A 23112-nucleotide genomic window follows, 5' to 3' on the forward strand; every position below is an offset into this window, starting at 1 on the left:
CGCCGAACGACACCGGGGGCGAAGAGCGGTGGGAGGGGGCCGTTCCTATGCCGTGCCGAACACCTCGACCTTGCACCGGGGGCTGCCCGAGCGTGCGATCCTCGCGTCGCAGGTGACCAGCGGTACCTGGAGGCCCTCTGCGAGGGCGACGTACGTGGCGTCGTACGCGGACAGGTTCGCGTACGACTCGCGCACGCGCGGCAGGACGGGCATGTGCTCCATCCGCCGGACGGGCAGGGCCGCGAAATCGTCCCAGGCGGCGTCCAGCTGCCCCTCGGTGAGCTTGCCGCCCCGGCGTCGGCCGAGCAGGGCGTGGGCGACTTCCACGTCGAGCAGGTGGGGCGCAGCCAGCCGCTCGCCCAGCACCCGCTGCCGCAGCGCTTCACCGACCGGCCCCGCGTCGGCCACCAGCATGACGACCGCGCTCGCATCGATGACGATCATTCGCGCCGCCGCCCCGCGTCCAGGTCCGCGAGTACATCGTCGGCACTGAGCTGCGCCGACACGCGCGCCCGGATCCGGGTGACGACGTCCTCCATCGACGGCGTGGCGGCCTCCTCCTCCAGCAGGGTGCGGGCGTACGCCTGGAGGGACTGACGGCTTCGGGCGGCTCGTATCTTCAGCTCGGCGAGCGCCTCGTCGGACAGATCACGCACGTAGAGAGTGGCCATGCAACAAAACTAGTCGCATTGCAAGCAGTTTGCTAGCGCGCACCGGTCCCGTACTTCTTGTGCACGGCCTGCCGGCTGACGCCCAGCTCGGCCGCGATTTCCTGCCAGGACCACCCCTGCGCGCGGGCGCTGCGTACCTGTACGGCCTCCAGCTGCTCCAGCAGCCTCCGGAGGGCGGCCACGGCACGCAGGCCCACGCGAGGGTCGCGGTCACCGGCCCGCTCGGCAAGATCGGTCGCTTCCGTCATGCATGTCAATGTAGGTTGACGCGGGAGGGGTGTCAACCGTGATTGACATCGAGTGTCAGACCGTCAGGACGACCTTGCCGAAGAGGTCGCCCGACTGGAGCTTCTCGAAGCCCTCGCGGGCCCGGTCCAGCGGCAGGACCTCGTCGATGACCGGGCGCACCCCGGTCGTCGCGCAGAAGGAGAGCAGGTCCTCCAGCTCGTCCTTGGAGCCCATGGTCGAGCCGACCACCTTCAGCTCCAGGAAGAAGATCCGGGTCAGCTCGGCGTGCGCCGGGCGGTCGCCGCTGGTGGCGCCGGAGATGACCAGGGTGCCGCCCGGGCGCAGGGACTTCACCGAGTGCGACCAGGTGGCCGCGCCGACCGTCTCGATCACCGCGTCCACGCGCTGCGGCAGCCGCGCACCCGGCTCGTACGCCTCCACGGCGCCCAGCTCCACGGCCCGCTTGCGCTTGGCCTCGTCCCGGCTGGTCGCGAAGACGCGCAGGCCCGCCGCCTTGCCCAGGACGATGGCGGCGGTCGCGACCCCGCCGCCGGCGCCCTGTACGAGGACGGAGTCCCCGGGGCGCACCCCGGCGTTGGTGAACAGCATCCGGTAGGCCGTCAGCCAGGCCGTGGGCAGGCAGGCGGCCTCCTCGAAGGAGAGCTCGGCGGGCTTGCGCAGGACGTTCCAGGCGGGGACGGACACCTGCTCGGCGAAGGTGCCCTGGTAGCGCTCGGTCAGGATCGAGCGGGGCTCGTCGGGGCCGACCCCGTGGCCGCTCTGGCCGATGACGGAGTGCAGGACGACCTCGTTGCCGTCCTGGTCGATCCCGGCGGCGTCGCAGCCGAGGATCATCGGGAGTTTCTCCTCCCCGAGGCCGACCCCGCGCAGCGACCACAGGTCGTGGTGGTTGAGGGAGGCGGCCTTGACGTTCACGGTCACCCAGCCGGGGCGGGCCTCCGGTGCTGGGCGCTCGCCCAGCACAAGGCCGTTGAGGGGCTGGTCACGGTCGATTCGGGCGGCGTAGGCAGCGAACATGCCGCGACGCTACCGCTGGGTAGCCCCTGGAACCACCCCCGTTCCCGTCACACTCCGGCGGCTCCGGGCAACGCGGAGGCCCGGCCGGATTGCTCCGGCCGGGCCTCTACCCGTACAGCTCAGCGCGGCGGTCAGGCCAGGCGGGCCACACCGTCGGCCTTGGCGGCGGCGGCGACGGCCGTGGCGACGGCCTCCGCGACGCGCGCGTCGAACGGCGACGGGATCACGTAGTCGGCGGCGAGCTCGTCACCCACGACACCGGCGATGGCGTCGGCGGCGGCGATCTTCATGCCCTCGGTGATCCGGGTGGCACGCACCTTGAGGGCGCCCTGGAAGATGCCCGGGAACGCCAGCACGTTGTTGATCTGGTTCGGGAAGTCCGAGCGGCCCGTGGCCACGACCGCCGCGTACTTGTGCGCGACGTCCGGGTGGACCTCCGGGTTCGGGTTGGCCATGGCGAAGACGAAGGCGTCCTTCGCCATCGAGGCCACCGCCTCCTCCGGGACCGTACCGCCGGAGACGCCGATGAAGACGTCCGCGCCCGCGAGGGCCTGCTCCAGCGAACCGGTCTGGTTGGTCTTGTTGGTCAGGCCCGCGATCTCCGCCTTGACGTCCGTCAGGTCGGACCGGTCCGCCGAGACGACGCCCTTGCGGTCCGTCACGCAGACGTCGCCGATGCCCGCGTCCACCAGGATCTTGGCGATGGCGATGCCCGCGGCGCCCGCGCCCGAGATCACGGCGCGCAGGTCACCGAGCGTGCGCCCGGTCAGCTTCGCGGCGTTGCGCAGGGCGGCCAGCGTCACGATGGCCGTGCCGTGCTGGTCGTCGTGGAAGATCGGGATGTCCAGCGCCTCCTGGAGGCGCCGCTCGATCTCGAAGCAGCGGGGGGCGGAGATGTCCTCCAGGTTCACCCCGCCGAAGGACGGAGCGAGGCGGATGACCGTCTCGATGATCTCGTCCGTGTCCTTGGTGGCGAGCGCGATCGGGACCGCGTCGACACCACCGAACTGCTTGAAGAGGATGGCCTTGCCCTCCATCACGGGGAGGGAGGCCTCGGGACCGATGTCACCGAGCCCGAGCACGGCCGTGCCGTCGGTGACGACGGCGACCACGTTGGACTTCCAGGTGTACTCGTTCACCAGCTCCGGCTGCTCGGCGATGGCGCTGCACACCTTCGCCACGCCGGGCGTGTACGCGAGGGACAGGTCGTCCTTGTTGTTGACCGGCACGGTGGCCTGAATGGCCATCTTGCCGCCCCGGTGCAGCGCGAACACCGCGTCCGGGTTGTTGTCCGTGACGCTGCTGTCACTGCGAGGGTTGACGATCTCCGCTGCCACTTTGTGTGACCCCTTAAGTCCTTTGAATCGTTGAGGGTGGCCACTCCTGGTTAAGGGGTGGGCGGGCACCGCGTCCGTACTCCGCATCGACGGTTGGCCCGTCTCCGCGGAGGGGAGGTTCGTACGCGCGGGCGCGCCGCACGCGCGCCCTGAGCCCCGGATGAGGGGTGTAAGGATCTGTTCTACCCGAAGAACACTCACCCAGACGAGTCGATTCCAGCTCGACCATAGGCTGCTTGTCCTGGTTTTGGTTAAAAGTCCAAACCTCTCTGTCCAATGGGCGAGACGCGCCGCAAAAAGTGAGCCAAAAATGGCTGGTCACAGACGTTCCTGTGGTCCAGGGGTTCCCGGCCCGCAGTCCTGTCGGGTGATCCGGGGTGTCCGTTATCTGATTTTGACCTGACGGGCAGCCTGAATGCGCCAGTCCGAATGGCAAGATGCCGTAATCACACAAGGTCGTGACACTCGAAGGTGCGTGCCCGACCGTTTTTCGGTGCTTTTCCACCAGCCGGAGGAACCAGCTCATGACCGCAAGCATCACCCGCCGTACGACCGCCGCCCGGTCCCGGATCGCCGCGGTCGGCGCGATCGCGGTCGCCGGCGCCCTGATCCTGACCGGCTGTGGCGACCAGACCGACGGCGCTGCGAGCAAGGAGAAGACCAGCGACGCCCCGCTGTTCTCCAAGCTGCCGAAGAAGATCCAGGATGCCGGGGTCATCAAGGTCGGCACGGACGCCGCCTACGCCCCGATGGAGTTCACCGAGGGCTCCAAGATCGTCGGTGTCGACCCCGACATCGCCGAGGCGCTCGGCAAGCAGCTTGGTGTGAAGTTCCAGTTCACCTCCGGCACCTTCGACGGCCTGATCACCTCGCTGGAGACCGGCCGCCAGGACGTCGCCATGTCGTCGATGACCGACAACAAGCAGCGCCAGGAAGGCCTGGACGACAAGGGCAACAAGGTCGGCAAGGGCGTCGACTTCGTCGACTACTTCTCCTCCGGCGTCTCGCTCCTGGTCAAGAAGGGCAACCCGGAGAACATCAAGTCCCTCGACGACGTGTGCGGCAAGACCGTCGCCGTCCAGCGCGGCACCACGTACGAGGACACCTTCAAGGCCCAGGCCGAGAAGTGCGGTGACAAGAAGCTCACCATCGAGGCCTTCGACACCGACGCCGAGGCCCAGACCCGCGTCAAGGCCGGCGGCGCCGTGGCCGACCTGAACGACTTCCCGGTCACCGCGTACACCGCGAAGACCTCCGGCGGCGGCAACGACTTCGAGGTCGGCGGCCAGCAGGCCGACGTCGGCCTCTTCGGCATCGCGGTCTCCAAGGAGAACACCCAGCTGCGCGACGCCCTCAAGGAAGCGCTCGACGCCATCATCAAGGACGGCTCCTACGCCAAGGTCCTGGAGAAGTGGAACGTCAAGGACAGCGCCGTGCAGTCCGCCACCGTCAACGCGGGCAAGTAAGAACGAGCGCTCCACTGAAGGGCAGTCATTGTGACTGACAAGATCGACAAGGGTCCGGCCGCAACTCCGCCGGCCGGACCCGGCGCCTCGGGCACCCCCTACGAGGCGATCAAGGCCATCCCCGTACGGCACTACGGCCGCTGGATCAGCGCTGTGGCCGTCGCCGTGCTGCTCGCGTGGCTCGTCTACGCCTTCTCCCAGGGCAAGATCATCTGGGGGACGGTCGGCGACAAGCTGTTCGACCCCTCGGTCCTCACCGGCCTCGGCAACACCGTGATCATCAGCGTCGCGTCGATGGCGCTGGGCCTCGTGCTCGGCATCCTCTTCGCCGTGATGCGACTCTCGAACAACCCGGTCACGAGCTTCGTGTCCTGGCTCTACATCTGGTTCTTCCGCGGCACCCCGGTCTACGTGCAGCTGCTGGTGTGGTTCAGCCTCCCGCTGATCTTCCAGTACATCAACCTGGGTCCGATCTACAAGAACGAGACCGTCGACGTCATGACGCCGTTCATGGTCGCCCTCCTGGGCCTCGGCCTGAACGAGGGCGCCTACATGGCGGAGATCGTCCGGGCCGGCATCCAGTCCGTGGACGAGGGCCAGAGCGAGGCCTCGCACGCGCTCGGCATGACCCGCACGCAGACCATGCGCCGCGTCGTGCTGCCGCAGGCGATGCGCGTGATCATCCCGCCGACCGGCAACGAGTTCATCAACATGCTGAAGACCTCGTCCCTGGTCTCGGCGGTGCAGTACACCGAACTCCTGCGGGCCAGCTCCAACATCGGCACCACGGCCGGCGCGGTCATCGAGATGTACTTCGTCGCGTCCATCTGGTACCTGGCGCTGACCAGCGTGTTCAGCGTCGGCCAGTACTACCTGGAGCGCCGCTACGCCCGCGGCTCGCTGCGCAGCCTGCCGCCCACGCCGTTCCAGCGGCTGAAGGCCAACCTCAACATGTTCCGCCGTACGGAGGTGGCGAAGTGACCGCCCAGCCGATGGTCAAGGCAGAAGGCGTCCACAAGTCGTACGGCGCCGCCCACATCCTCCGCGGGATCGACCTGGAGGTCGCCCCCCGGGAGGTCTTCTGCCTGGTCGGCCCCTCCGGCTCCGGCAAGTCGACCTTCCTGCGGTGCATCAACCACCTGGAGCGCATCAACGCCGGCCGGCTCTCGGTCGACGGCCACCTGGTGGGCTACAAGCAGAAGGGCGACAAGCTCTACGAGCTGAAGGACAGCGAGGTCGCGGCCCAGCGCCGGGACATCGGCATGGTCTTCCAGCGCTTCAACCTCTTCCCGCACATGACGGCCATAGAGAACGTCATGGAAGCCCCCGTCATGGTCAAGGGCGAGTCCAAGGCCGTCGCCCGCGAGCGCGCTATCAGGCTCCTGGACCGGGTCGGCCTCGGCGACAAGGGCGGGAACTACCCCACCCAGCTCTCCGGCGGCCAGCAGCAGCGTGTGGCGATCGCCCGCGCGCTCGCCATGGAACCGAAGCTGATGCTCTTCGACGAGCCCACCTCCGCGCTCGACCCCGAGCTGGTCGGCGACGTCCTGGACGTCATGCGCGACCTCGCCGAGTCGGGCATGACCATGATCGTGGTCACCCACGAGATGGGCTTCGCCCGCGAGGTCGGCGACAACCTCGTCTTCATGGACGGCGGCGTCGTCGTCGAGTCCGGCCACCCCCGCGACGTCCTGGGCAACCCCCAGCACGACCGGACCAAGGCCTTCCTCTCCAAGGTGCTGTAACAGCGGAGAACGACCGAAGGGCGGTACGGGTCTCCCGTACCGCCCTTCGGCGTTCCCCCCTGCCCCGCAAGTCCCTACTTGAGTCCTAGGACCAGCGCGTCCGAGGGGGAGCGCCAGACCGTACGGGCCTCCGCGAAGCCCGCGTCCAGGAGGGTGCGGGCGTGCCAGCCCTCGGAGGGGGTGTCGCCGTCGGCGTGCTCCCCGTAGATCTCGAAGCGCTGCTTCACCGGCTCGGCCAGCACCGGGTCCGCGGCGGCCAGGGCCCACCACTCGCGCCAGTCCGGCACCCCGGAGGCCCTGGCCCGGTCCATCCCGGCGTGCCGGTGGGCGTGCTCGGCGGCGTCGATCCGCGGGGTGGCCGGATCGGGCATGTGGTCGGCGTTCATGAACACCCCGCCCGGGCGGACCAGCGGCGCGAGCTGCCCGTACAGGACGGTGAGGTCCTTGCTGGGCAGCCAGTGCAGGGCCGTGGCCGTCAGCACCGCGTCGTAGGTGTCGTGCGGGAGGGCCGCGCGCCAGTCCGGGTCCTTGAGGTCGGCGGTCACGAAGGAGACCCGCTCGTCACCCGCGAAATGACCCCGGGCGATGGCCAGCAGTGCCGGGTCGAGATCGACGCCGGTACTGGTGGCTTCCGGGAACCGCTTGAGGACGCGGTCCGTAATACTTCCCGTACCGCACGCGAGGTCCAGCACCCGGGGAGCGGGGCCCACCAGTGCCTCGACCATGTCCAGCATCACCCGGAACCGCTCCTCGCGGTCGGGCATGTACCACTCCTGCTGCCGGTCCCAGCTGTCCTGCCAGGCCTGCCAGTAGGCGCTGTTTTCCGTCGTTTCCGTCTTGTCTGCCGTTTCCGTCGTTCCAGCCATCCCGAACCCCTCCACACGTAATACCCTCGAAGACGTCTCAGCCGTTACCGGAGACGATAATCCGCAGCCGTAAGGACTACAAGTGGAACTGGCCCATTACTCGGACTTCGCCGTGCGCCTGGTCAACACCGAGGAGCCGGCCCGCAACAAGGACTCGCTCACCTCGGTGGACGCCGTCCGCGCCCTGTTCGGCGCCAGCGTGCAGATGGCACGCCGCGTCACCGACACCGACGTCACCCGCTTCCGCAACGTGCGCGGGCGGCTGCGCTCCGTCTTCGAGGCCGCCGACAGCGGCGACCACGTCCTCGCCGTCGACCTGCTGAACTCGCTGCTCATGGAGTTCCCGGTCAGCCCCCAGGTCTCCGGCCACGAGACCCTCGGCGACGACGGCCGCCCCGACTGGCACATCCACCTGGCCGAGCACCCCTCGAACGCCTCCGCCGGCTACGCCGCCATGGCGTCCATGGGCCTGGCCTTCGCCCTCACCGAACATGGCCCCGACCGCCTCGGCCTGTGCCAGGCCGCGCCCTGCCGCAACGCCTACCTCGACACCTCCACCAACCGCTCCCGGCGCTACTGCTCCGACCGCTGCGCCACCCGGGCCAACGTGGCGGCCTACCGCGCCCGCAAGCGGCTGGAGGCCGAGGCGTCCGCCCAGAGCGGGCGCAGCGCCGACACCGCCCAGGAGAGCCGGGCCCTCAGCGAACTCTGATGCTCCTCGCGCGGCCGGAAGCGCAGGACCGCCGTCGCCAGCACCAGCTCGTCGGGGACCGGCCCGTAGACGGTGCTGTCACCGGGGGCCTCGTTGTACGGGTTGTCGCCGAGCACCCACCAGCAGCCGCCCGGCCGCCGCTCCACCGCCCGCTTGATCACCAGCAGGTCCTGCTGGAAGGGGTGGCGCAGCACGACCACGTCACCCGGGCGGACGCCGGCCCCGTACCGGACCAGCACCTGGTCCCCGTGGTTGAGGGTGGGCGCCATCGACGGCCCCGTCACCTCCACCACCCCGAACTGCTTCCGCGGGCGCCTGTTCTCCACCATGCGCGTCCTCCTCGTCACCCCCCGCATGCTGCCGTACGGGTCCGTACATTCGCTCACCGGTCCACGCGCGACCCTGGACTTTTGTCCTAAGCCCATGGGGGCGCCCGCGAAATCCGGATTCCGAGCGAGTAATCTCCCCCTTGAGAAGACGATCACGAGGAGGACACACTCCATGCTTTCCCGCCTCTTCGCCCCCAAGGCGAAGGTCTCCGCCCACTGCGATCTGCCGTGCGGCGTGTACGACCCTGCCCAGGCCCGCATCGAGGCCGAGTCCGTCAAGGCCGTGCAGGAGAAGTACCAGGCCAACGACGACGCCGACTTCCGCGCGCGCGCCATCACCATCAAGGAGCAGCGCGCCGAGCTCGCCAAGCACCACGTTTCGGTGCTGTGGAGCGACTACTTCAAGCCCCCGCACTTCGAGAAGTACCCGCAGCTGCACACCCTGGTCAACGACACCCTGAAGGCCCTCTCGGCCGCCAAGGCGTCGAACGACCCGGCGACCGGCGCGAAGGCCCTTGAGCTCATCGCCGAGATCGACCGCATCTTCTGGGAGACCAAGGCCGCCTGATCCGGCGCCTCGTGCACCCCACCGCGCTGGTCAGAGCGCGTACATGAGAACGGCCCGACTGCTCCGTGCAGCCGGGCCGTTCTCATCTCTTCCGCTCACTCGTCGTCCGCGTCCTCGTCGTCGTCCAGGCGGGCCAGCCAGGTGGCCAGGCGTTCCACCGGGACCTCGAAGTCCGGGTTCAGGTCGACGAAGGTGCGCAGCTGCTCGGCGAGCCACTCGAAGGTGACCTCCTCCTCGCCGCGCCGCTTCTCCAGCTCCTCGATGCCGCGATCGGTGAAGTACAAGTCGGGCTCCGTGCCGTGATGAGGGTGTTCAGGGGGCGTTTCCCGCCAGGATAATCCGCCGACGCGAAGACACCTCCCCTCCGAGGTGACCCGGCGGTAGCGTGGAGGCCTCACGAGTGGGGGGCGCGGATGACGGACGGGCGCACGGTCGGCTCCGCGCGCGCCTTCGAGCTCCTCGAGCCCCTCGTCCAGGCGGCGACCGTACGCGTTCACGCCCCCTCGGCCGGGTATGACACCTCCGGGACCGGACCCACCTGGGGCAGCGGCTTCTTCATCGCCCCCGGCTGGGTCCTGACGTGCGCGCACGTGGTCGGTGAAGGGGGTGCTGCGGTGCGTCTGACGGGGCGCGAGGTCGGCATCACCTTCTCCTCCGGGGGCAACGGCGGCACGGGGACCGTCACCGGGCGCGTGGAATGCGTACTGCCCGAGCGGCTGGACGAGCGGCGGCCCGGCCGGCGGGCCCTGTGGGACCTGCCCGACCTCGCGCTCATACGGGTCCTGGCCCCCGTCTCGCACGCCTGCGTCTGGCTGACCGACCGCTCCAGACCCCGCTTCGACGAGGTCGCCTACTTCGGCTGCACCGAGGACCTCGGCACCCCCGAGATCACCGGCCGCACCACCCGGCTGCGCGGCACCGCGGGCAACGGCGCCGCCATCCGGCTCGGCGACGACGACGAGATCGAGCCCGGGATGTCCGGCGGGCCCGTGGTGGACCTGGCCCGCGGCGAGGTCGTCGGCGTGGTGAAGGCCCGCAGGCACACGGGCGGCGGCGGCCTCGCCGTCTCCGTCGTGCAGCTGCGCACCCTGCCCATGGCCGCACGGGGGCAGACAGGGCTCTACCGGCGGGTCATGCAGGCCCACGACCGGCACCACTACGACCAGCACCTGAGCGACCTCAACAGCCGGCGGACCTGGACCGACGTGCACGGTGAACTGCCCGCGGACACCGACCCGCACGAGGGGCGCGGTCGGCTCACGCCCGGCGAGCGCACCACCCTGTACGGGCTGCTCGCCGAACTGCCCCCGCCGGGCTCCTCCGAGGTCGTACGGGCGCTGGTCGAGGCGGCCCGCGGGGAGGAGCCGGACCCCCATCCGCTCGCCCCGCTGAGCTGGCGCGACGGCCTCGGGCTGCTGCACGACCCGCCGGGCGGGACGGGGGAGGCCGCGGCGATGCTCCGCTACGCGACGGACGTGAGCGTGGCCGACTACCGCGAGCCGCCCACCCCGGGCGCCGACGAGGAACTGTGGGACTGGGTACGGGCCACGGCCGAGCGGCTGTGGCGGCCGCTGCGCCGGGAGCTCGGCGAACGCCACGAGCGGGGCCTGGCCGAGCGGGAGCGGCGCCGGCGGGCCACGGCCGGGCGGGCGGTGCGCGGCCCGGCCCGGGCGGCGGGCGGGCTGCCGAACGGGGCATCGGTCCTGCTGGAGTTATGGCCCCACGGCTGGGAGGACGTCTACGACTGGGCGGTCTCCGTCCTGGCCGGCCCGGCGCACCCCGGGCGGCTGACGCCGGTGGACTCGGGCGTACGGGTCCCCCCGCGCGGCCTGCGCGAGGCGCTGCGGGCCCCGCTCGCCGAGGGCTTCCGGCGCTGCGACACCCACGAGGCGGCGGCCCTGCTCGAAGTGGCCGCCGACCCCGAGCTGTTCGGGATCGCGGTGGACGAGTGGGTGCTGGCGGGCGGGGTGCCGCTGGGGGTGCAGCGGCCGGTGGTGCTGCGCCACGCCCGCGGCACCGCGAGCCCCGCCGCGGCCACCCGGTGGGCGCGCGTCCAGGCGGGACCCGTACTGGACGAACGGTCCGACTGCATCCGGGGGCGCCCGCGCAGCCCGTCGGGGGCATGGCTCGCCGGACTCCCGGACACCACCGTGCCGGTGCACTGCCGGGCGGCCGGACTGGAGCCGACGCGCGGGGCGCTGCACGCGGTGCGGGACGCCGGGTACGGGGTGGTGGTGTGCAGGCGGCCCCCGGCGGATCCGGGGGTGTCGTGCGCGCCCTTCCACCGCGGGCTGCGGGAGGAACTGGTCGAGGCCGGCCGGGGGGAGGTGCTGCCCCTGCGGTTCCAGGCCCTGCGGGGGCGGGCGTACGGGGCGGACCCGGACGCGTACTGGGCGGCGGGGATCGCACTCGTCTGGGACGACCCCGCACGGGCCCTGCCCGAGGACGAGCCGCTGCAGGGGGACCTGTGACCGGCAGGAGGGAGCAGCACCCATGAACGACGAATGGCTCATCTACCGCGGTGTCGGCGAACCCCACGACGGGATCGACGCCCTGCCCGATCCGCCGCCGTGGCGGGACTTCGACGGCGGCCCGGTGGGGGAGGAGGACGGCCCGGCCGCGGCCGCCGGAGCGGCCGACGGCAACATCGCCCGGCGGCTCGGCGCGCACCGGCAGGCCGCGGAGCTGCACCGGCCCGAGCCGGAGGAGCTGGAGGCCATCAACGCCGCGCTGTACCTGCGCCGGCCGCTCCTCGTGACCGGCTTCCCGGGGACGGGGAAGTCCACGCTGGCGCACGCCGTCGCCCACGAGCTGAAGCTGGGGCGGGTGCTGCGCTGGCCGGTGGTGTCGCGGACCGTGCTCCAGGACGGGCTCTACCGCTACGACGCGCTGGCCCGGCTCCAGGACGTGCAGCTGGCGGCGAGCGGCGGGGCCCCGGGGGCGGCACCCGGCATCGGGAAGTACATCCGGCTCGGGCCGCTCGGCACCGCGCTGCTGCCGACCGGACGGCCCCGCGTCCTGCTCATCGACGAGCTCGACAAGAGCGACATCGATCTGCCCAACGACCTGCTGAACGTGCTGGAGGAAGGGGAGTTCGCCCTCCCCGAGCTGGAGCGGGTCGCCGACACCGAGCCCGAGGTGCAGGTCCTCACCGACGACGGGGCGAAGGTGACCGTCCGGGGCGGCCGCGTGCGCTGCCGGGCCTTCCCCTTCATCATCCTGACCAGCAACGGGGAACGGGACTTCCCCGCCGCCCTGCTGCGGCGCTGCATCCAGCTCAAGCTCGGGCAGCCCGGCGAGAAACGGCTCGCCACCATGGTCCGCGCCCACCTCGGCGAGGAGGCCGCCCAGCTCGGGGCCGACCTGATCCGGGAGTTCCTCAGCCGCTCGCAGTCGGAGCTGGTCGCCGCCGACCAGCTGCTCAACGCGGTCTACCTGACCCACTACGCCGCCCCGCCCACCCGCGAGGACCTCGCGGACCTGCTCATCCAGCGCCTCGACCGCCCGAGGTGACGGGCCGTGCCACCACGCGCCGAGCCGCCCGGCGGGCCGTCCGTCCGCCCGCCCGGCATCCGTGAACTGGCCGCGCTGCTGCGCGCCGCCGGGCTCGACCCGTCCGCCGAGGAGCTCGCCGACGCGCTGTGGCTGGCCGGGCGGATCCGCCGCCCGGGACCTGCCGAGCCGGGTACGCGGGAGCCGGCCCCGGAGCCGGAGGCTGAGGTTCCGATCAGCCCGCCAGGAGAGCCCGTACGGCCGGAGGCGGATGCCGAGGATCCGGTCAGGCTCTACGTCCCGGGGGCGCGCCGCGCCGGCGAGGCCGAGTCCGAACTCCCCGGGGAGCCGCCCGCGGAGCGCGCGGTGCCCGTACGGGTGCCCGGGGCGGCCGCACTGCCCCGGATCCTGGAGATCCAGCGGGCCCTGCGCGCCCTCCAGCGGCACCGGCCGCCCGGCCCGCCCACCCGCATGGTGCTCGACGAGGAGGCCACCGCCGAGGCCAGCGCCCGGGCCCTCGGACCGGTCATCCCGGTGCTCCGGCCGGAGAGCCGGCGCGAGGCGACCGTACGGCTGGTGATGGACGCGTCGCCTTCGATGGCGGTGTGGCAGGACATGTTCGAGGAACTGCGGTCCGTGTGCGAGCGGCTGGGCGCCTTCCGGGACGTCCAGGTGCACTACCTGCACCGGCTCGCGGACGGCACCGCCGCGCTCGGGCGCAGCCCGGTCCCCGGACCCGGACTGCGCTCCGGTGACCAGCTGCGCGACCCCACCGGCCGGGCGCTGACCATGGTGGTCTCCGACTGCGCCGGACCGCTCTGGCGCGAGGGCACGGCCCAGCGGCTGCTGCACCGCTGGGCCGAGTGCACCCCGTGCGTGGTCGTCCAGCCGCTGCCGCAGCGGCTGTGGGGCCGCAGCTGGCTGCCGACCGAGCGCGGCACCCTCTCCCGGGCCGAGGGGGGCATCGGCGGGAGCGGGGTGAAGCTGAAATTCCGGTCGGACCGGCCGCCGCTGCCCGGGCGGCCCACGGGAGGGCTGACCGTACCGGTGCTGCCGCCGAGCGCCACCGCGCTCGGCGCCTGGGCCCGCCTCGTCGCGGGGCTCGGCACCGGGCCGGTACCGGCCGAGGTCGGCCGGGTCCTGGCCGCCCACCCGGCCGCCCCGCTGCCCCCGCCGCGCGCCGTACGGCCGCCGCGCGAGCTGGTGGCCCGGTTCCGCTCCTCGGCCGCACCCCGGGCCGTACAGCTGGCGGTGTACCTGTCGGCGGCCCCGCTGACCCTGCCCGTGATGCGGCTGGTGCAGCGCACGATGCTGCCCGACTCCGAACCCTCGGACCTGGCCGAGGTACTGCTCGGAGGGCTCCTGCGGCGCAGCACCGAAGTGCCCGGCCAGTGGTACGAGTTCGTGCCCGGCGTGCAGGACGTACTGCTCGGGCCGCTCGGGCGGGACGAGGCCGCGCTGGTGCTCAAGCACTGCTCCGAGTACGTACTGGCCCACTTCGGCCGGGGCGTGCGCAACTTCCCGGCGCTCGCCGTCTCACAGCTGACCGGAGCGCCCCCGGCGGCGGCCGGCCCCGCCCCCGGCGACCCCGAGCGGGCCCCCGCCGGGCGGCTCCCGCAGGCCTTCGCCCAGGTCTCGGCCAAGGTCGTACGGCGCTACCTGCCCGGAATGCCGGAGGAGGGCCCGGCCGTCCGGGAGCCCGCGCCCCCGGTGCCCGGCCGGGCCGGGGCGGTCCAGGCCGCCCGGGACCGGCTCGCGGACGGCGACGGGGACGGCGACGCGCGGGCCCTGTACGAGGCCGTCGCGGTGCTGCGCCGGGCCGTGGCCGCCCCCGCCGGACCCGGCGACCCGCCGGAGGAGGCGGAGACCGAGCTGGCGGGCGCACTGCTGCGGCTGTGGGCGGCGCAGCGCGACCCCGAACTCCTCGCCGAAGCCGAGCGGGCCCTCGCCGGTCTGGGAACGGCTCCGGCCCGGGCCCTGCTCGGCCGGGTCTACTACGAGCGGGCCCTGGTGGCGGAGCCCGACGCGGAGCTGCTGGCCGCGGCGGAGCGGGAGTTCGCCGCGGCGGGCGCCACCGCCGGCCCCGGGCTGCGGCGGGACTGCGCCGTGCGGCGGGCCGAGACCCTGATGCGGCTGAGCGCGCTGCGCGACGACCCGGGACCGCTGCGCGAGGCGTGGGCCGCCCTGGAGCCCCTGGCCGGCCCCGCCGACGGGACGGCCGATCACCCGGAGCCCGGGCGGGCCCTCGGCCGCGTCCTGCTGGCCCTGCTGCCCCGTACCCCCGACCCGGCCGAGCGCACCGCCCTGGCCGAACAGGCCGCGGCCCGCCTGGCCCTGGACCCCGCCGCCGGACGCGGGGCGCGGGCCCGGGCGCGGGTGGAGCTGGCCGGCGCCCTGCGCCACCTGCCCGGCCGGCTGGAGGAGGCCGCCGCACAGCTGGAGGAGGCCCTCGCCGAGGCCGGCGGGGACGCCGAGCTGCGGGTGGCCGCCCTGGTGTGCCTGGCACGGGTGCACCGGGCCCGGTACGGGCGGGACGCCGACCCGGCGGCCCTGGAGGACGCCGCCGAGGCCTACGGCCGGGCCCGGCGGCTGATCCCCCGGGACGGGGAGGCCTTCGGGGAGCTGCTGCCCGAGTGGGGCGACGTACTCCTGGCCCGGGCGCGGGCCGCCGACGGGCGGCGGTTCACCGGAGCCGCCGTACGGGTCCTGCGCGAGAGCCGGGTCGCGGTACCGCAGTCCGACCCGGATGCGGCGCACCGGCTGCTGCGGCTGGCCACCGGGCTCCGGCTGCGGCACGCCTACGAGGGCGACCCGGTGGACCTGCGGGAGGCGGAGTACCTGCTGGAACTCGCAGTCCGGCACAGCCGGGACCCGCTGGAGCGGGCCCGCGCCTGGCGGGACCACGGCGACGTACAGCAGGAGATCCACGGCCACACCCGGGCGGCCGACCGCCTCGACCGGGCGGCGGACTCCTACCGGAGGGCGTGGCGGGCCGCCCTGGAAGCCGACCGGGAGGAGCGGCAGGACACCGCCGTCCAACTGGCAGCCCGCGTACAGGAACTGCGCGGGGAGGTGCTGGAGCGGCTGGCCAGACCCCGGGCCGCCCTGGACGCGTACCGCTCGGCGCTGGAGCTGTGGGCGCGGCTCGGCGAGCGGGCCGAAGCGCTCCGCGAGCGCGTCCGGGCCCTGGAAGCGGGGCTCTGACGGCGGGACAATCCAGCCTCGCCCGGGGGCACTTCCCAGCGGTAGCCGGGGGAGTTTGAGGCGCGGGGGCTCGGGGGCGGAGCCCCCGCAGCGGCGCGGCACCCGACAGCGCACCTCCGCGAGGGCGGCCCCGCTTGTTTCCGCCCACCGGCCGAAGGGAAAGGGCAGTGGACCATCGAACTCGCGAAGCAACAGGGGGACGGGCGGCTCATGGTGACGAAGCATCAGGAAGTGGCGGCGGAGGCTCCCGCGTGCCCCGGGCGGCTCCCGGACCTCTCCGGCCTCGACCTGGCGGCGCTGCGCGGGATCGACCATCCCGTGCTCGCCCAGGTGATCGAAGGCATGGTGGAGCGGGTCACCCACCCCGCCGAGATCCTCAACGCCTTCGACTCCGGCGTGGTGTGATCACGCACCGTGCCCGACCCTGCACGGTGCGATGGGAGTTGACCACTTTCCGCCGTTAGCCGGGGCCATCCGAAGGGCAGGGATGGACCGTTCGCAGGGGAGGGTGGAGGTGGAGCGATGAGGCACACGCACACGAGCGACGCCGTGCTGCCCGCGCACCGGACGGGGCCGCCGCGGTCCGTCCAGGACCGGCACGCCCGCCACGCCCCCTGGCCCTACACCCGGCTCGACGTCGCCGCGCTGCGCGCCGCCGGACACCGGCCCCATCCGATACGCCAGTTCGTGCTCAAGACGCGCAGCCGCTGCAACCTCGCCTGCACCTACTGCTACGTCTACGAGATGGCCGACCAGGGCTGGCGCGGCCAGCCCGCCGTCATGGCCCCGGCCACCGCGGCCCGCGCCGCCGAGCGGATCGCCGAGCACGCCGCCGCCCACGCCCTGCCCCGCGTCGACCTCGTCCTGCACGGCGGCGAACCCCTGCTCACCGCGCCCGCCCGGCTGGCCGAACCCGTCGACGCCGTCCGGGCCGCCGTGGCCGCCGCCGCCCCGCGCACCCGGGTCACCGCCACCGTGCAGACCAACGGCACCCTGCTCACCCGCGGCCGCCTCGCCGCCCTCGCCGCCGCCGGGATACGCGTCGGCGTCAGCCTCGACGGAGGCCTGCCCGCGCACAACACCCGCCGCGTCGACCACGCGGGCCGCCCCGGATTCGGGGCCGCCGTCCGGGGCCTGCGGCTCCTGGCCCGACATCCGGACAGCTACGCCGGGATCCTCTGCGTCATCGACCTCGACCAGGACCCGGTCGAGACCTACGAGTCCCTGCTCGCCTTCGCCCCGCCCAGCGTCGGCCTGCTGCTGCCGCTCGCCAACCGGAGCACCCCCCCGCCCGGCCACCGGCCCGGCGGGACCCCGTACGCCGACTGGCTCCTCGCCGTCTTCGAACGCTGGTGGCACGACGGGGTGCGGCGCACCCGGATCCGGACCTTCGAGGAGGTCATCGCCCTGCTGCTCGGCCTGCCCGCCGCCACCGAGACCCTCGGGCTCGCGCCCACCACCACCGCCGTCATCGAGACCGACGGCTCCATCGAGCAGGGCGATTCGCTGAAGTCCGCCTACGAGGGCGCCGCCGCCACCGGGATGACCCTCGCCACCCACAGCTTCGACCAGTTCCTCGACCACCCCGGGCTCGCCGCCCGCCAGCTCGGGCGGGACGCGCTCGCCGCCGGATGCCGGGCCTGCGAGCTGGTGGAGGTGTGCGGCGGCGGCCACTACCCGCACCGCTACCGCGCCGGCGAGGGCTTCCACGGGCCGTCCGTGTACTGCGCCGACCTCCAGGCCCTGATCCGCCACATCGCCGCGGCCCTGGCCGCCGCGACGGCCGCCGCGCCCACCGCCGACCTGGCTCAGCTCCGCCCGGCCCCGGCCGAACCGGCCCGTCCGGCCTCCCTCGCGCGTACGCCCGCCGCCGGCGGCTCGGCGGTCGCCTCATGACCGCCGCCGCCCTCGCCGCCTTCACCGTCTCGTCCCCGACCCTGCGCGCCCTCGCGTCCACCGAGCCCTCCGCCGACGGCACCCGCCTGGTGCGCGACGTACGCCGCTCCAAGCGCCTGGTCCTGCTGCGCGCGGTCCTCGACGCCGCCCCCGGCGGCCGGTCCGGCGAGACCGCCGACCACTGGGCCCTGCTGGAAGAGGCCGAACGCCACGACCCCGACGCCGTGCGCGACGTACTCCACTACCCGGCCACCGGGGTGTGGGCCGAGGAGACCCTGCGCCGGCTGCACGCCCCGTACGGCCCCCCGCCCGACCTCGGCCACCTCGGGGCCCTCGCCGTCGCCGCCGCCCTGCGCGCCGGCATCGCCTTCACCCACACCCTGCGGCCCCTGCACGGCCGGCTCGTCCTGCCCACCCTCGGACTGCTGCGCCCCGAGCGCCCCGGCCGGCTCGCCGTCACCGAACGCTCCTGGGACCCCCGGGACCCCGCCACCCTGCCCCTGCACACCCTCCCCGGAGGCAGGACCGCCCTCGACGACCTCGACCCCTACCGGGCACCCGGCCCCGCCCACCCGGCACCCGTACGCCCCGCCCGCCGGCTCACCCCCAAGGGGCACAAGCGCTGGGACACCCAGTGGTCCGGCGCACTCACCCTGCTCCAGCGGTACGACACCACCCGCGCCGAGGAAACCGTCCAGCTGCTGCGCTCCGTCGTGCCGCTGGCCGGCGGCTCCCGCTCCAGCGGCGCCACCCTGCCCGCGGCCGCCGGCTCCGTCCTGGCCCGCGCCCAGGCCCCGCCCGCGCTCGCCGCCACCCTCGTCCACGAGGTCCAGCACGGCAAACTCACCGCCCTCGCGGACGTCCTGACCCTGCACACCGCCGACCGCACCGCCCGCCACTGGGCCCCCTGGCGCAGCGACCCCCGCCCGCTGGAGGGACTCCTGCACGGCGCCTACGCCCACCTGGCCCTCGCCGGGTACTGGCAGCGCGCCGCCCTCTACGGAGCCCGCGGCGCCTGGGCCCAGCACGCCCGGATCCGGGCCCAGGTGGCGGCCGTCCTGCCCGTCCTGCGCTCCCACGACCGACTGACCCCGGCCGGCCGGGAGTTCACCGACTCCATGAGCGCCGCCGAGCGGGCCATGGACGACCTCCCGCCCCCCGGCGACCAGCACGCCACCGCCCGCAGGGCCGTCGACCGCGAGCGCCGCGCCTGGTGCCAGGAACACCCCGAACTCGCGGCGTTCGCGACGGTCTGACGGGGCGTCCGCTGCGGTACCTTTTCAAACCCGTCCACCGCCCGGATTCCAGGGAGACGGCCGCATGACCACCGGTAGTCGGCAGGACCGCGACGGCGCCGCCCCACCGCAGCGCTTCGTCATCAGCTTCGCGGGGTTCAACCGCCCCTGGGCCGTGTGGATCGCCCACCGCCTGGAGGAGCACGGCCACCGCGTCTCGCTCCAGCGCTGGGACCCGCAGAACAGCCCCGGAATCACCCAGGCCCTCGACGACCTGGCCCGCTCCGGCAGCCGGGTCCTGCTCATCCTCAGCGAACGCTACTTCTCCGCCGGCACCCACACGGACGAGGAGTGGAACACCGCCCTGCGCACGGTCACCGACCACCACCCCGACCGGTTCGCCGCCGTCTGCCTCACCGACGCCCCGCTGCCCAGCGCCGTCGCCGTACTGGAGAAGACCGACCTGTGGGGCCTCGATTCGTACGAGGCGGAGTACCGCGTGCTGCGCCGCCTGGAGCTGCCCACCGACCGGATCGGCACCGACTCCGGCCGCCGCGGCCCCCGCTTCCCCAACGACCCGCCAGAGATCTGGGGCCGGGTCCCGCGCCGCAACCCCCGCTTCACCGGCCGCAACGACGTCATCGGCACCCTGCGCGCGGCGCTGGCCGAGGCACCGCCCGGCGCCTCCACCGTGACCCTGCTGGGGCTCTCGGGCGTCGGCAAGACCCAGGTCGCCACCGAGTACGCCTACCGCTTCGCCTCCGAGTACGACGTCGTGTGGTGGGTCCCCGCCGAGGACCGCCCCACCCTGCGCGAACGCCTCGCCGACCTGGCCCCCGCCCTCGGCCTGCCGCGCGGCGCCGGCAGCTACGGCGAGCAGATCCGGGCCGTCCTCGAAGCGCTGCGGCGCGGATCCCCGTACGGCCGCTGGCTGATGGTCTTCGACGGCTGCGACAACCCCGACGACCTCACCGACCTGCTGCCCTCGGGCGCGGGCGACGTCATCATCACCTCCCGCAACCGCGAATGGGCCTCCCGGCACACCAGCCTCGTCGAAGTCCCCCTCTACGCCCGGCCCGAGTCCATCACCTTCATCCGCCGCCGGGCCCTGCGGCTCACCGCCGAGGAGGCCGACCAGCTCGCCGAGGCCCTGGAGGACTACCCGCTCGCCCTCGACCAGACCGCCGGCTGGCTCGCCGACTCCCCGCTGACCGTCGGCGACTACCTGGGGCTGCTCCAGCGCCGGCTGGACTCCCGCGAGGCCGTCACCGTCTCCGACGACTACCCGCTGCCCTTCCCCACCGCCCTGGCCATACTGCTCAACAACGTCCGGGAGAACTTCCCCGATGCGCTGGCCCTGCTGCGGCTGTTCGTCTTCTTCGCACCCGGGCCGGTGCCGCTGCGGCTGCTGCGCGAATTCCCCGCCGACGACGTGCCCGAACAGCTCGCCGGGCTGATCAACGACCAGATCCGGTGGAACGCCGCCCTCAACAAGCTCGTCCAGTTCTCCGTCGTCAGGCTCGAATACTCCGACCTGCCCGTGGAAGAGGGCGGCGGCGGGCTGGAGACCGTACAGCTGCACCGCATGGTCCACGGCATCGTCCGCGAGAACCTCTCCGAGGACGAGGCCGAACCGCTGGCCCGCGCCGTCCGCCAGGTCCTCGCCGCCGCCGACCCCGGCCGGCCCTCCGACTCCCGGCTGTGGCCCCGGTACGCCGAACTCATCCCGCACCTGACCTCCTCCGGGGTGCTGACCAGCGGCAACCCGCGCATCCAGACCTTCCTGCTGCACTGCCTGCGCTACCTGGTCCTCGCCGGGGAGTACCGCACCTGCCTGCGGCTCAGCGAGGAGACCGACGAGATCTGGCGGGCCATGCTCGGAGAGGACCACCCCAAGGTCCGCGAGCTCAGCTACCAGTACGGCGGAGCCCTGCGCAACCTCGGCCTCTTCCGCCGCGCCGAAACCCTCACCCGGGCCCGCGCCGACCAGCTGATGCAGGAGCGGGGCGCACGCGACCTGGAGACCCTGCGCGCCACCAGCTCGTACGGCGGCGTCCTGCTGTGCATCGCCCGGTTCGAGCAGGCCAAGGAGATCTTCGAACACGGCCTGACCACCTACCGCGAGCTGCTCGGCGAGGACGACTCCACCACCCTCGCCGCCCAGAACAACCTGGCCGCCACCTACCGCCTCCTCGGCCGCTACCAGGACTCCTACGACCTCGACCTGGACACCCTGCGCCGCCGCGAACGGGTCCTGCGGGCCCAGCACATCTCCACCCTGTCCTCGGGCATCGCCTGCGCGATGGGGCTGCGGCTGATGGGCCGCTACCGGGAGGCCCAGACCCGGCAGGAGCAGGGCGTCAAGCTCAACACCCAGGTCCTGGGCCCCAGCCACCCGCAGACCCTGCGCGCCGAGCACAACCTCGGGCTGTGCCTGCGCCGCTCCGGGGACATCCCCGGCGCGGGGCTGCGGTTGCGGACCGTGTGGGAGCGGGCGACGAGGGTCTTCGGCGTCGACTACCCGTGGACGCTGATGGTGGCCTCCGACTACGCCACCTACCTCAGGGAGTACGGGGACCTCAGCGAGGCCCGCCGGATCTCCGAGGACGTGGTCCGCGGCTACCAGTCGCAGCTCGGCCTCGCCCACCCGTACAGCATCGGCACGGTCGGCAACCTCGGCCTGGTGCTGCGCGCCCAGGGCGAGCGGGTGGAGGCGCTGAACCTCGCCGAGCAGGCCCTGGTCGGCATGCGGGGCGCCCTCGGCGACCGCCACCCCTGGACGCTGGGCTGCGCCCTGAACGCCACCGGCCACCGGAACATCACCGGCCGCCTGGAGGACGCGCTGGAGCTGAGCCGGGAGACGCTGCGCACCTGCGAGCAGGTGATGGGCCAGGACCACCCGATGACGCTGAGCGCCCAGATCGCCCTGGCGGCCGACCTGCGGTCGGTACGGGAGGACGTGGAGGCGGGCAAGCACGAGGACGCGGGCATCAGGTCCCTGACCCGCACGCTGGGGGCGCAGCACGTCCATACGGTGTCGGCGAAGCAGCAGACCCGGCCCTATTGGGATTTCGAGCCGCAGCCTTAGGGGATCGGCCGGGCGGCCTACAGTCCGATCGCCGGGGGGTGGCGGGCGGCTTAGGTTTCGGGGCAGATGCGGGCTTTCGCCCGCTTTCGCCGAAAGGGTTGCCCGCATGACTCGCCGTTGGATCACCTCTGCCCTGTGCGCGCTCGCGCTGCTCGCGCCCGGGGCACCCACCGCGGCCGCGGCCGCTCAGCCCCCGGCCTCCTTGCGGGTCATGACCCGCAACCTGTATCTGGGGGCCGACCTCGCACCGGTCCTCGCCGCCGGCACCGTGCCGGCGCTCATCGACGCGGTGACCGCGGTGTACGCGAACGTCCAGGCGACGAACTTTCCCGAGCGCGCCGAGGCGCTGGCCGACGAGATCGCCAAGAGCGACCCCCATCTCGTGGGCCTGCAGGAAGCCGTGCTGTGGCGCAGCGAGACGCCCGCCGACCCGCGCTACGCCGCCACCCATGTCGAGTACGACTTCCTGCAGACCCTGCTCGACAGGCTTGCCGCCAAGGGCAAGCACTACAAGGTCGTGGCCAGCGTGACGGTCGGCAGTGACTTCGAGGCCCCGCGGCGCACGCCTGACGGCTTCCAGGACATCCGGCTCACCGACCGCGACGTGCTGCTGGCCCGGACCGACCTGCCCGCGCGGGTCTTCTCCGTGGCCAATGAGCAGTGGGCCACGTTCCAGAACTTCGTGCCCATCTGCCGTCCGGTGCTGGGCTGTCCGCCCCCCATCCAGCTCCGGCGCGGCTGGGTGGCCGCCGATGCCACGCTGCACGGCCGGACCACCCGGGTGGTCACCACCCATCTGGAGCCCGCCGCTCCCACCGTCCAGGAGGCACAGGCCGACGAACTGATCGCCGGGCCGCTGAAGACCAAGCTGCCCGTCGTGCTGCTCGGCGACCTCAACTCGGCCGCCGGCGGGGTCGGCGCGACACCGGGGACCGCGACGCAGAGCTACGACAAGCTCCTGGCCGCCGGCTTCACCGATGCCTGGACCGTCGGCCGCCCCGGCAATCCCGGCTTCACCTGCTGTCAGGCGCCCGATCTGCGCAACACCTCCTCCAGCCTCTCCCAGCGCATCGACTACGTGCTCTTCCGCGGCAAGGTGGCCGTACGGTCGATCGGCCGGGTGGGGCACAGGCCGGCCGACCGTACTCCCTCGGGACTGTGGCCTTCCGATCACGCCGGGGTGAGGAGCGTGCTCCAGTTGAAGTGACCCCCCGAAGAAACGCCGGAAGGCCCGGCT

Annotated in this window: 21 protein-coding genes; 13 read left to right on the forward strand and 8 right to left on the reverse strand. The window is 73.1% G+C overall.

Features of this window, described 5'->3' with window-relative positions:
- Positions 1-45: 45 nt before the first annotated feature.
- From ACFWBN_RS06470 to ACFWBN_RS06490, 5 genes are all read right to left on the reverse strand, one after another.
- Positions 46-444 carry a type II toxin-antitoxin system VapC family toxin gene (locus tag ACFWBN_RS06470; RefSeq protein ID WP_385171465.1) on the reverse strand — a complete coding sequence of 133 codons (399 nt, stop codon included), beginning with the start codon at positions 442-444 and terminating at the stop codon, positions 46-48.
- Positions 441-671 (reverse strand): antitoxin, encoded by a 231-nt coding sequence (locus tag ACFWBN_RS06475; RefSeq protein ID WP_385171468.1) that lies wholly within the window; start codon positions 669-671, stop codon positions 441-443. Before ACFWBN_RS06475 ends, ACFWBN_RS06470 begins: the two co-directional genes overlap by 4 nt.
- 32 nt (positions 672-703) lie before the next feature.
- On the reverse strand, positions 704-919 hold the full coding sequence (locus tag ACFWBN_RS06480; RefSeq protein WP_385171471.1) for a helix-turn-helix domain-containing protein: 216 nt from the start codon (positions 917-919) through the stop codon (positions 704-706).
- 55 nt (positions 920-974) lie between these two features.
- Positions 975-1937, reverse strand: coding sequence for a zinc-binding dehydrogenase (locus ACFWBN_RS06485; RefSeq protein ID WP_385171474.1), 963 nt, complete (start codon positions 1935-1937; stop codon positions 975-977).
- 131 nt (positions 1938-2068) lie between these two features.
- The gene (locus ACFWBN_RS06490) at positions 2069-3274 is read right to left on the reverse strand and encodes an NADP-dependent malic enzyme (RefSeq protein WP_385171477.1); all 1206 of its coding nucleotides are present in this window, start codon (positions 3272-3274) and stop codon (positions 2069-2071) included.
- Between the two features lie 524 nt (positions 3275-3798).
- Here ACFWBN_RS06490 and ACFWBN_RS06495 point away from each other — a divergent pair.
- From ACFWBN_RS06495 to ACFWBN_RS06505, 3 genes are read left to right on the forward strand one after another with little or no spacing between them, the layout of a single operon-like run.
- Entirely contained in the window at positions 3799-4740 is a 942-nt protein-coding gene (locus ACFWBN_RS06495; RefSeq protein ID WP_385171480.1) for an ABC transporter substrate-binding protein, read from the forward strand.
- Between the two features lie 30 nt (positions 4741-4770).
- Positions 4771-5721 carry an amino acid ABC transporter permease gene (locus ACFWBN_RS06500; protein ID WP_385171483.1) on the forward strand — a complete coding sequence of 317 codons (951 nt, stop codon included), beginning with the start codon at positions 4771-4773 and terminating at the stop codon, positions 5719-5721.
- Positions 5722-5732: 11 nt separating this feature from the next.
- Complete coding sequence (locus ACFWBN_RS06505) at positions 5733-6485, forward strand: amino acid ABC transporter ATP-binding protein (RefSeq protein WP_385171871.1); 753 nt, start codon at positions 5733-5735, stop codon at positions 6483-6485.
- Between the two features lie 74 nt (positions 6486-6559).
- Here ACFWBN_RS06505 and ACFWBN_RS06510 read toward each other — a convergent pair whose 3' ends face one another.
- The gene (locus tag ACFWBN_RS06510; RefSeq protein ID WP_385171486.1) at positions 6560-7351 is read right to left on the reverse strand and encodes a class I SAM-dependent methyltransferase; all 792 of its coding nucleotides are present in this window, start codon (positions 7349-7351) and stop codon (positions 6560-6562) included.
- 82 nt (positions 7352-7433) lie between these two features.
- Between ACFWBN_RS06510 and ACFWBN_RS06515 the strand changes: the two genes are divergently transcribed.
- Positions 7434-8063 (forward strand): CGNR zinc finger domain-containing protein, encoded by a 630-nt coding sequence (locus ACFWBN_RS06515; protein ID WP_385171489.1) that lies wholly within the window; start codon positions 7434-7436, stop codon positions 8061-8063.
- On the opposite strand, the gene sodX is transcribed toward ACFWBN_RS06515, so the two are convergent.
- Entirely contained in the window at positions 7967-8392 is a 426-nt protein-coding gene (gene sodX, locus ACFWBN_RS06520; protein ID WP_385171492.1) for a nickel-type superoxide dismutase maturation protease, read from the reverse strand. The two genes, ACFWBN_RS06515 and sodX, sit on opposite strands and share 97 nt — an antisense overlap.
- Before the next feature lie 172 nt (positions 8393-8564).
- Here sodX and sodN point away from each other — a divergent pair, with 172 nt between their 5' ends.
- Positions 8565-8960, forward strand: coding sequence for a superoxide dismutase, Ni (gene sodN / locus ACFWBN_RS06525; protein ID WP_030709803.1), 396 nt, complete (start codon positions 8565-8567; stop codon positions 8958-8960).
- A gap of 95 nt (positions 8961-9055) precedes the next feature.
- Here sodN and ACFWBN_RS06530 read toward each other — a convergent pair whose 3' ends face one another.
- A complete protein-coding gene (locus tag ACFWBN_RS06530; protein ID WP_030009408.1) occupies positions 9056-9244 on the reverse strand; it encodes a DUF6104 family protein in 189 nt (62 codons plus the stop codon).
- Positions 9245-9373: 129 nt separating this feature from the next.
- Here ACFWBN_RS06530 and ACFWBN_RS06535 point away from each other — a divergent pair, with 129 nt between their 5' ends.
- From ACFWBN_RS06535 to ACFWBN_RS06570, 8 genes are all read left to right on the forward strand, one after another.
- Positions 9374-11431 (forward strand): trypsin-like peptidase domain-containing protein, encoded by a 2058-nt coding sequence (locus ACFWBN_RS06535; protein WP_385171497.1) that lies wholly within the window; start codon positions 9374-9376, stop codon positions 11429-11431.
- A gap of 22 nt (positions 11432-11453) precedes the next feature.
- Complete coding sequence (locus ACFWBN_RS06540; RefSeq protein WP_385171500.1) at positions 11454-12473, forward strand: AAA family ATPase; 1020 nt, start codon at positions 11454-11456, stop codon at positions 12471-12473.
- A gap of 6 nt (positions 12474-12479) precedes the next feature.
- Positions 12480-15656: an SAV_2336 N-terminal domain-related protein gene (locus ACFWBN_RS06545; RefSeq protein WP_385171503.1), complete on the forward strand. Its 3177-nt coding sequence runs from the start codon at positions 12480-12482 to the stop codon at positions 15654-15656.
- Positions 15657-15866: 210 nt separating this feature from the next.
- Entirely contained in the window at positions 15867-16061 is a 195-nt protein-coding gene (fxsA, locus tag ACFWBN_RS06550) for an FxSxx-COOH cyclophane-containing RiPP peptide (protein WP_385171506.1), read from the forward strand.
- 117 nt (positions 16062-16178) lie between these two features.
- Positions 16179-17552, forward strand: coding sequence for an FxsB family cyclophane-forming radical SAM/SPASM peptide maturase (locus ACFWBN_RS06555; RefSeq protein ID WP_385171509.1), 1374 nt, complete (start codon positions 16179-16181; stop codon positions 17550-17552).
- Positions 17549-18808, forward strand: a complete 1260-nt coding sequence (locus ACFWBN_RS06560; RefSeq protein ID WP_385171512.1) for an HEXXH motif domain-containing protein — start codon at positions 17549-17551, stop codon at positions 18806-18808. Before ACFWBN_RS06555 ends, ACFWBN_RS06560 begins: the two co-directional genes overlap by 4 nt.
- Before the next feature lie 64 nt (positions 18809-18872).
- A complete protein-coding gene (gene fxsT / locus ACFWBN_RS06565) occupies positions 18873-21875 on the forward strand; it encodes an FxSxx-COOH system tetratricopeptide repeat protein (protein WP_385171516.1) in 3003 nt (1000 codons plus the stop codon).
- Positions 21876-21981: 106 nt separating this feature from the next.
- A complete protein-coding gene (locus ACFWBN_RS06570) occupies positions 21982-23082 on the forward strand; it encodes an endonuclease/exonuclease/phosphatase family protein (protein WP_385171519.1) in 1101 nt (366 codons plus the stop codon).
- Positions 23083-23112: the final 30 nt, after the last annotated feature.

The sequence above is a fragment of the Streptomyces sp. NPDC059989 genome (genome assembly GCF_042736975.1).
Classification (GTDB): domain Bacteria; phylum Actinomycetota; class Actinomycetes; order Streptomycetales; family Streptomycetaceae; genus Streptomyces.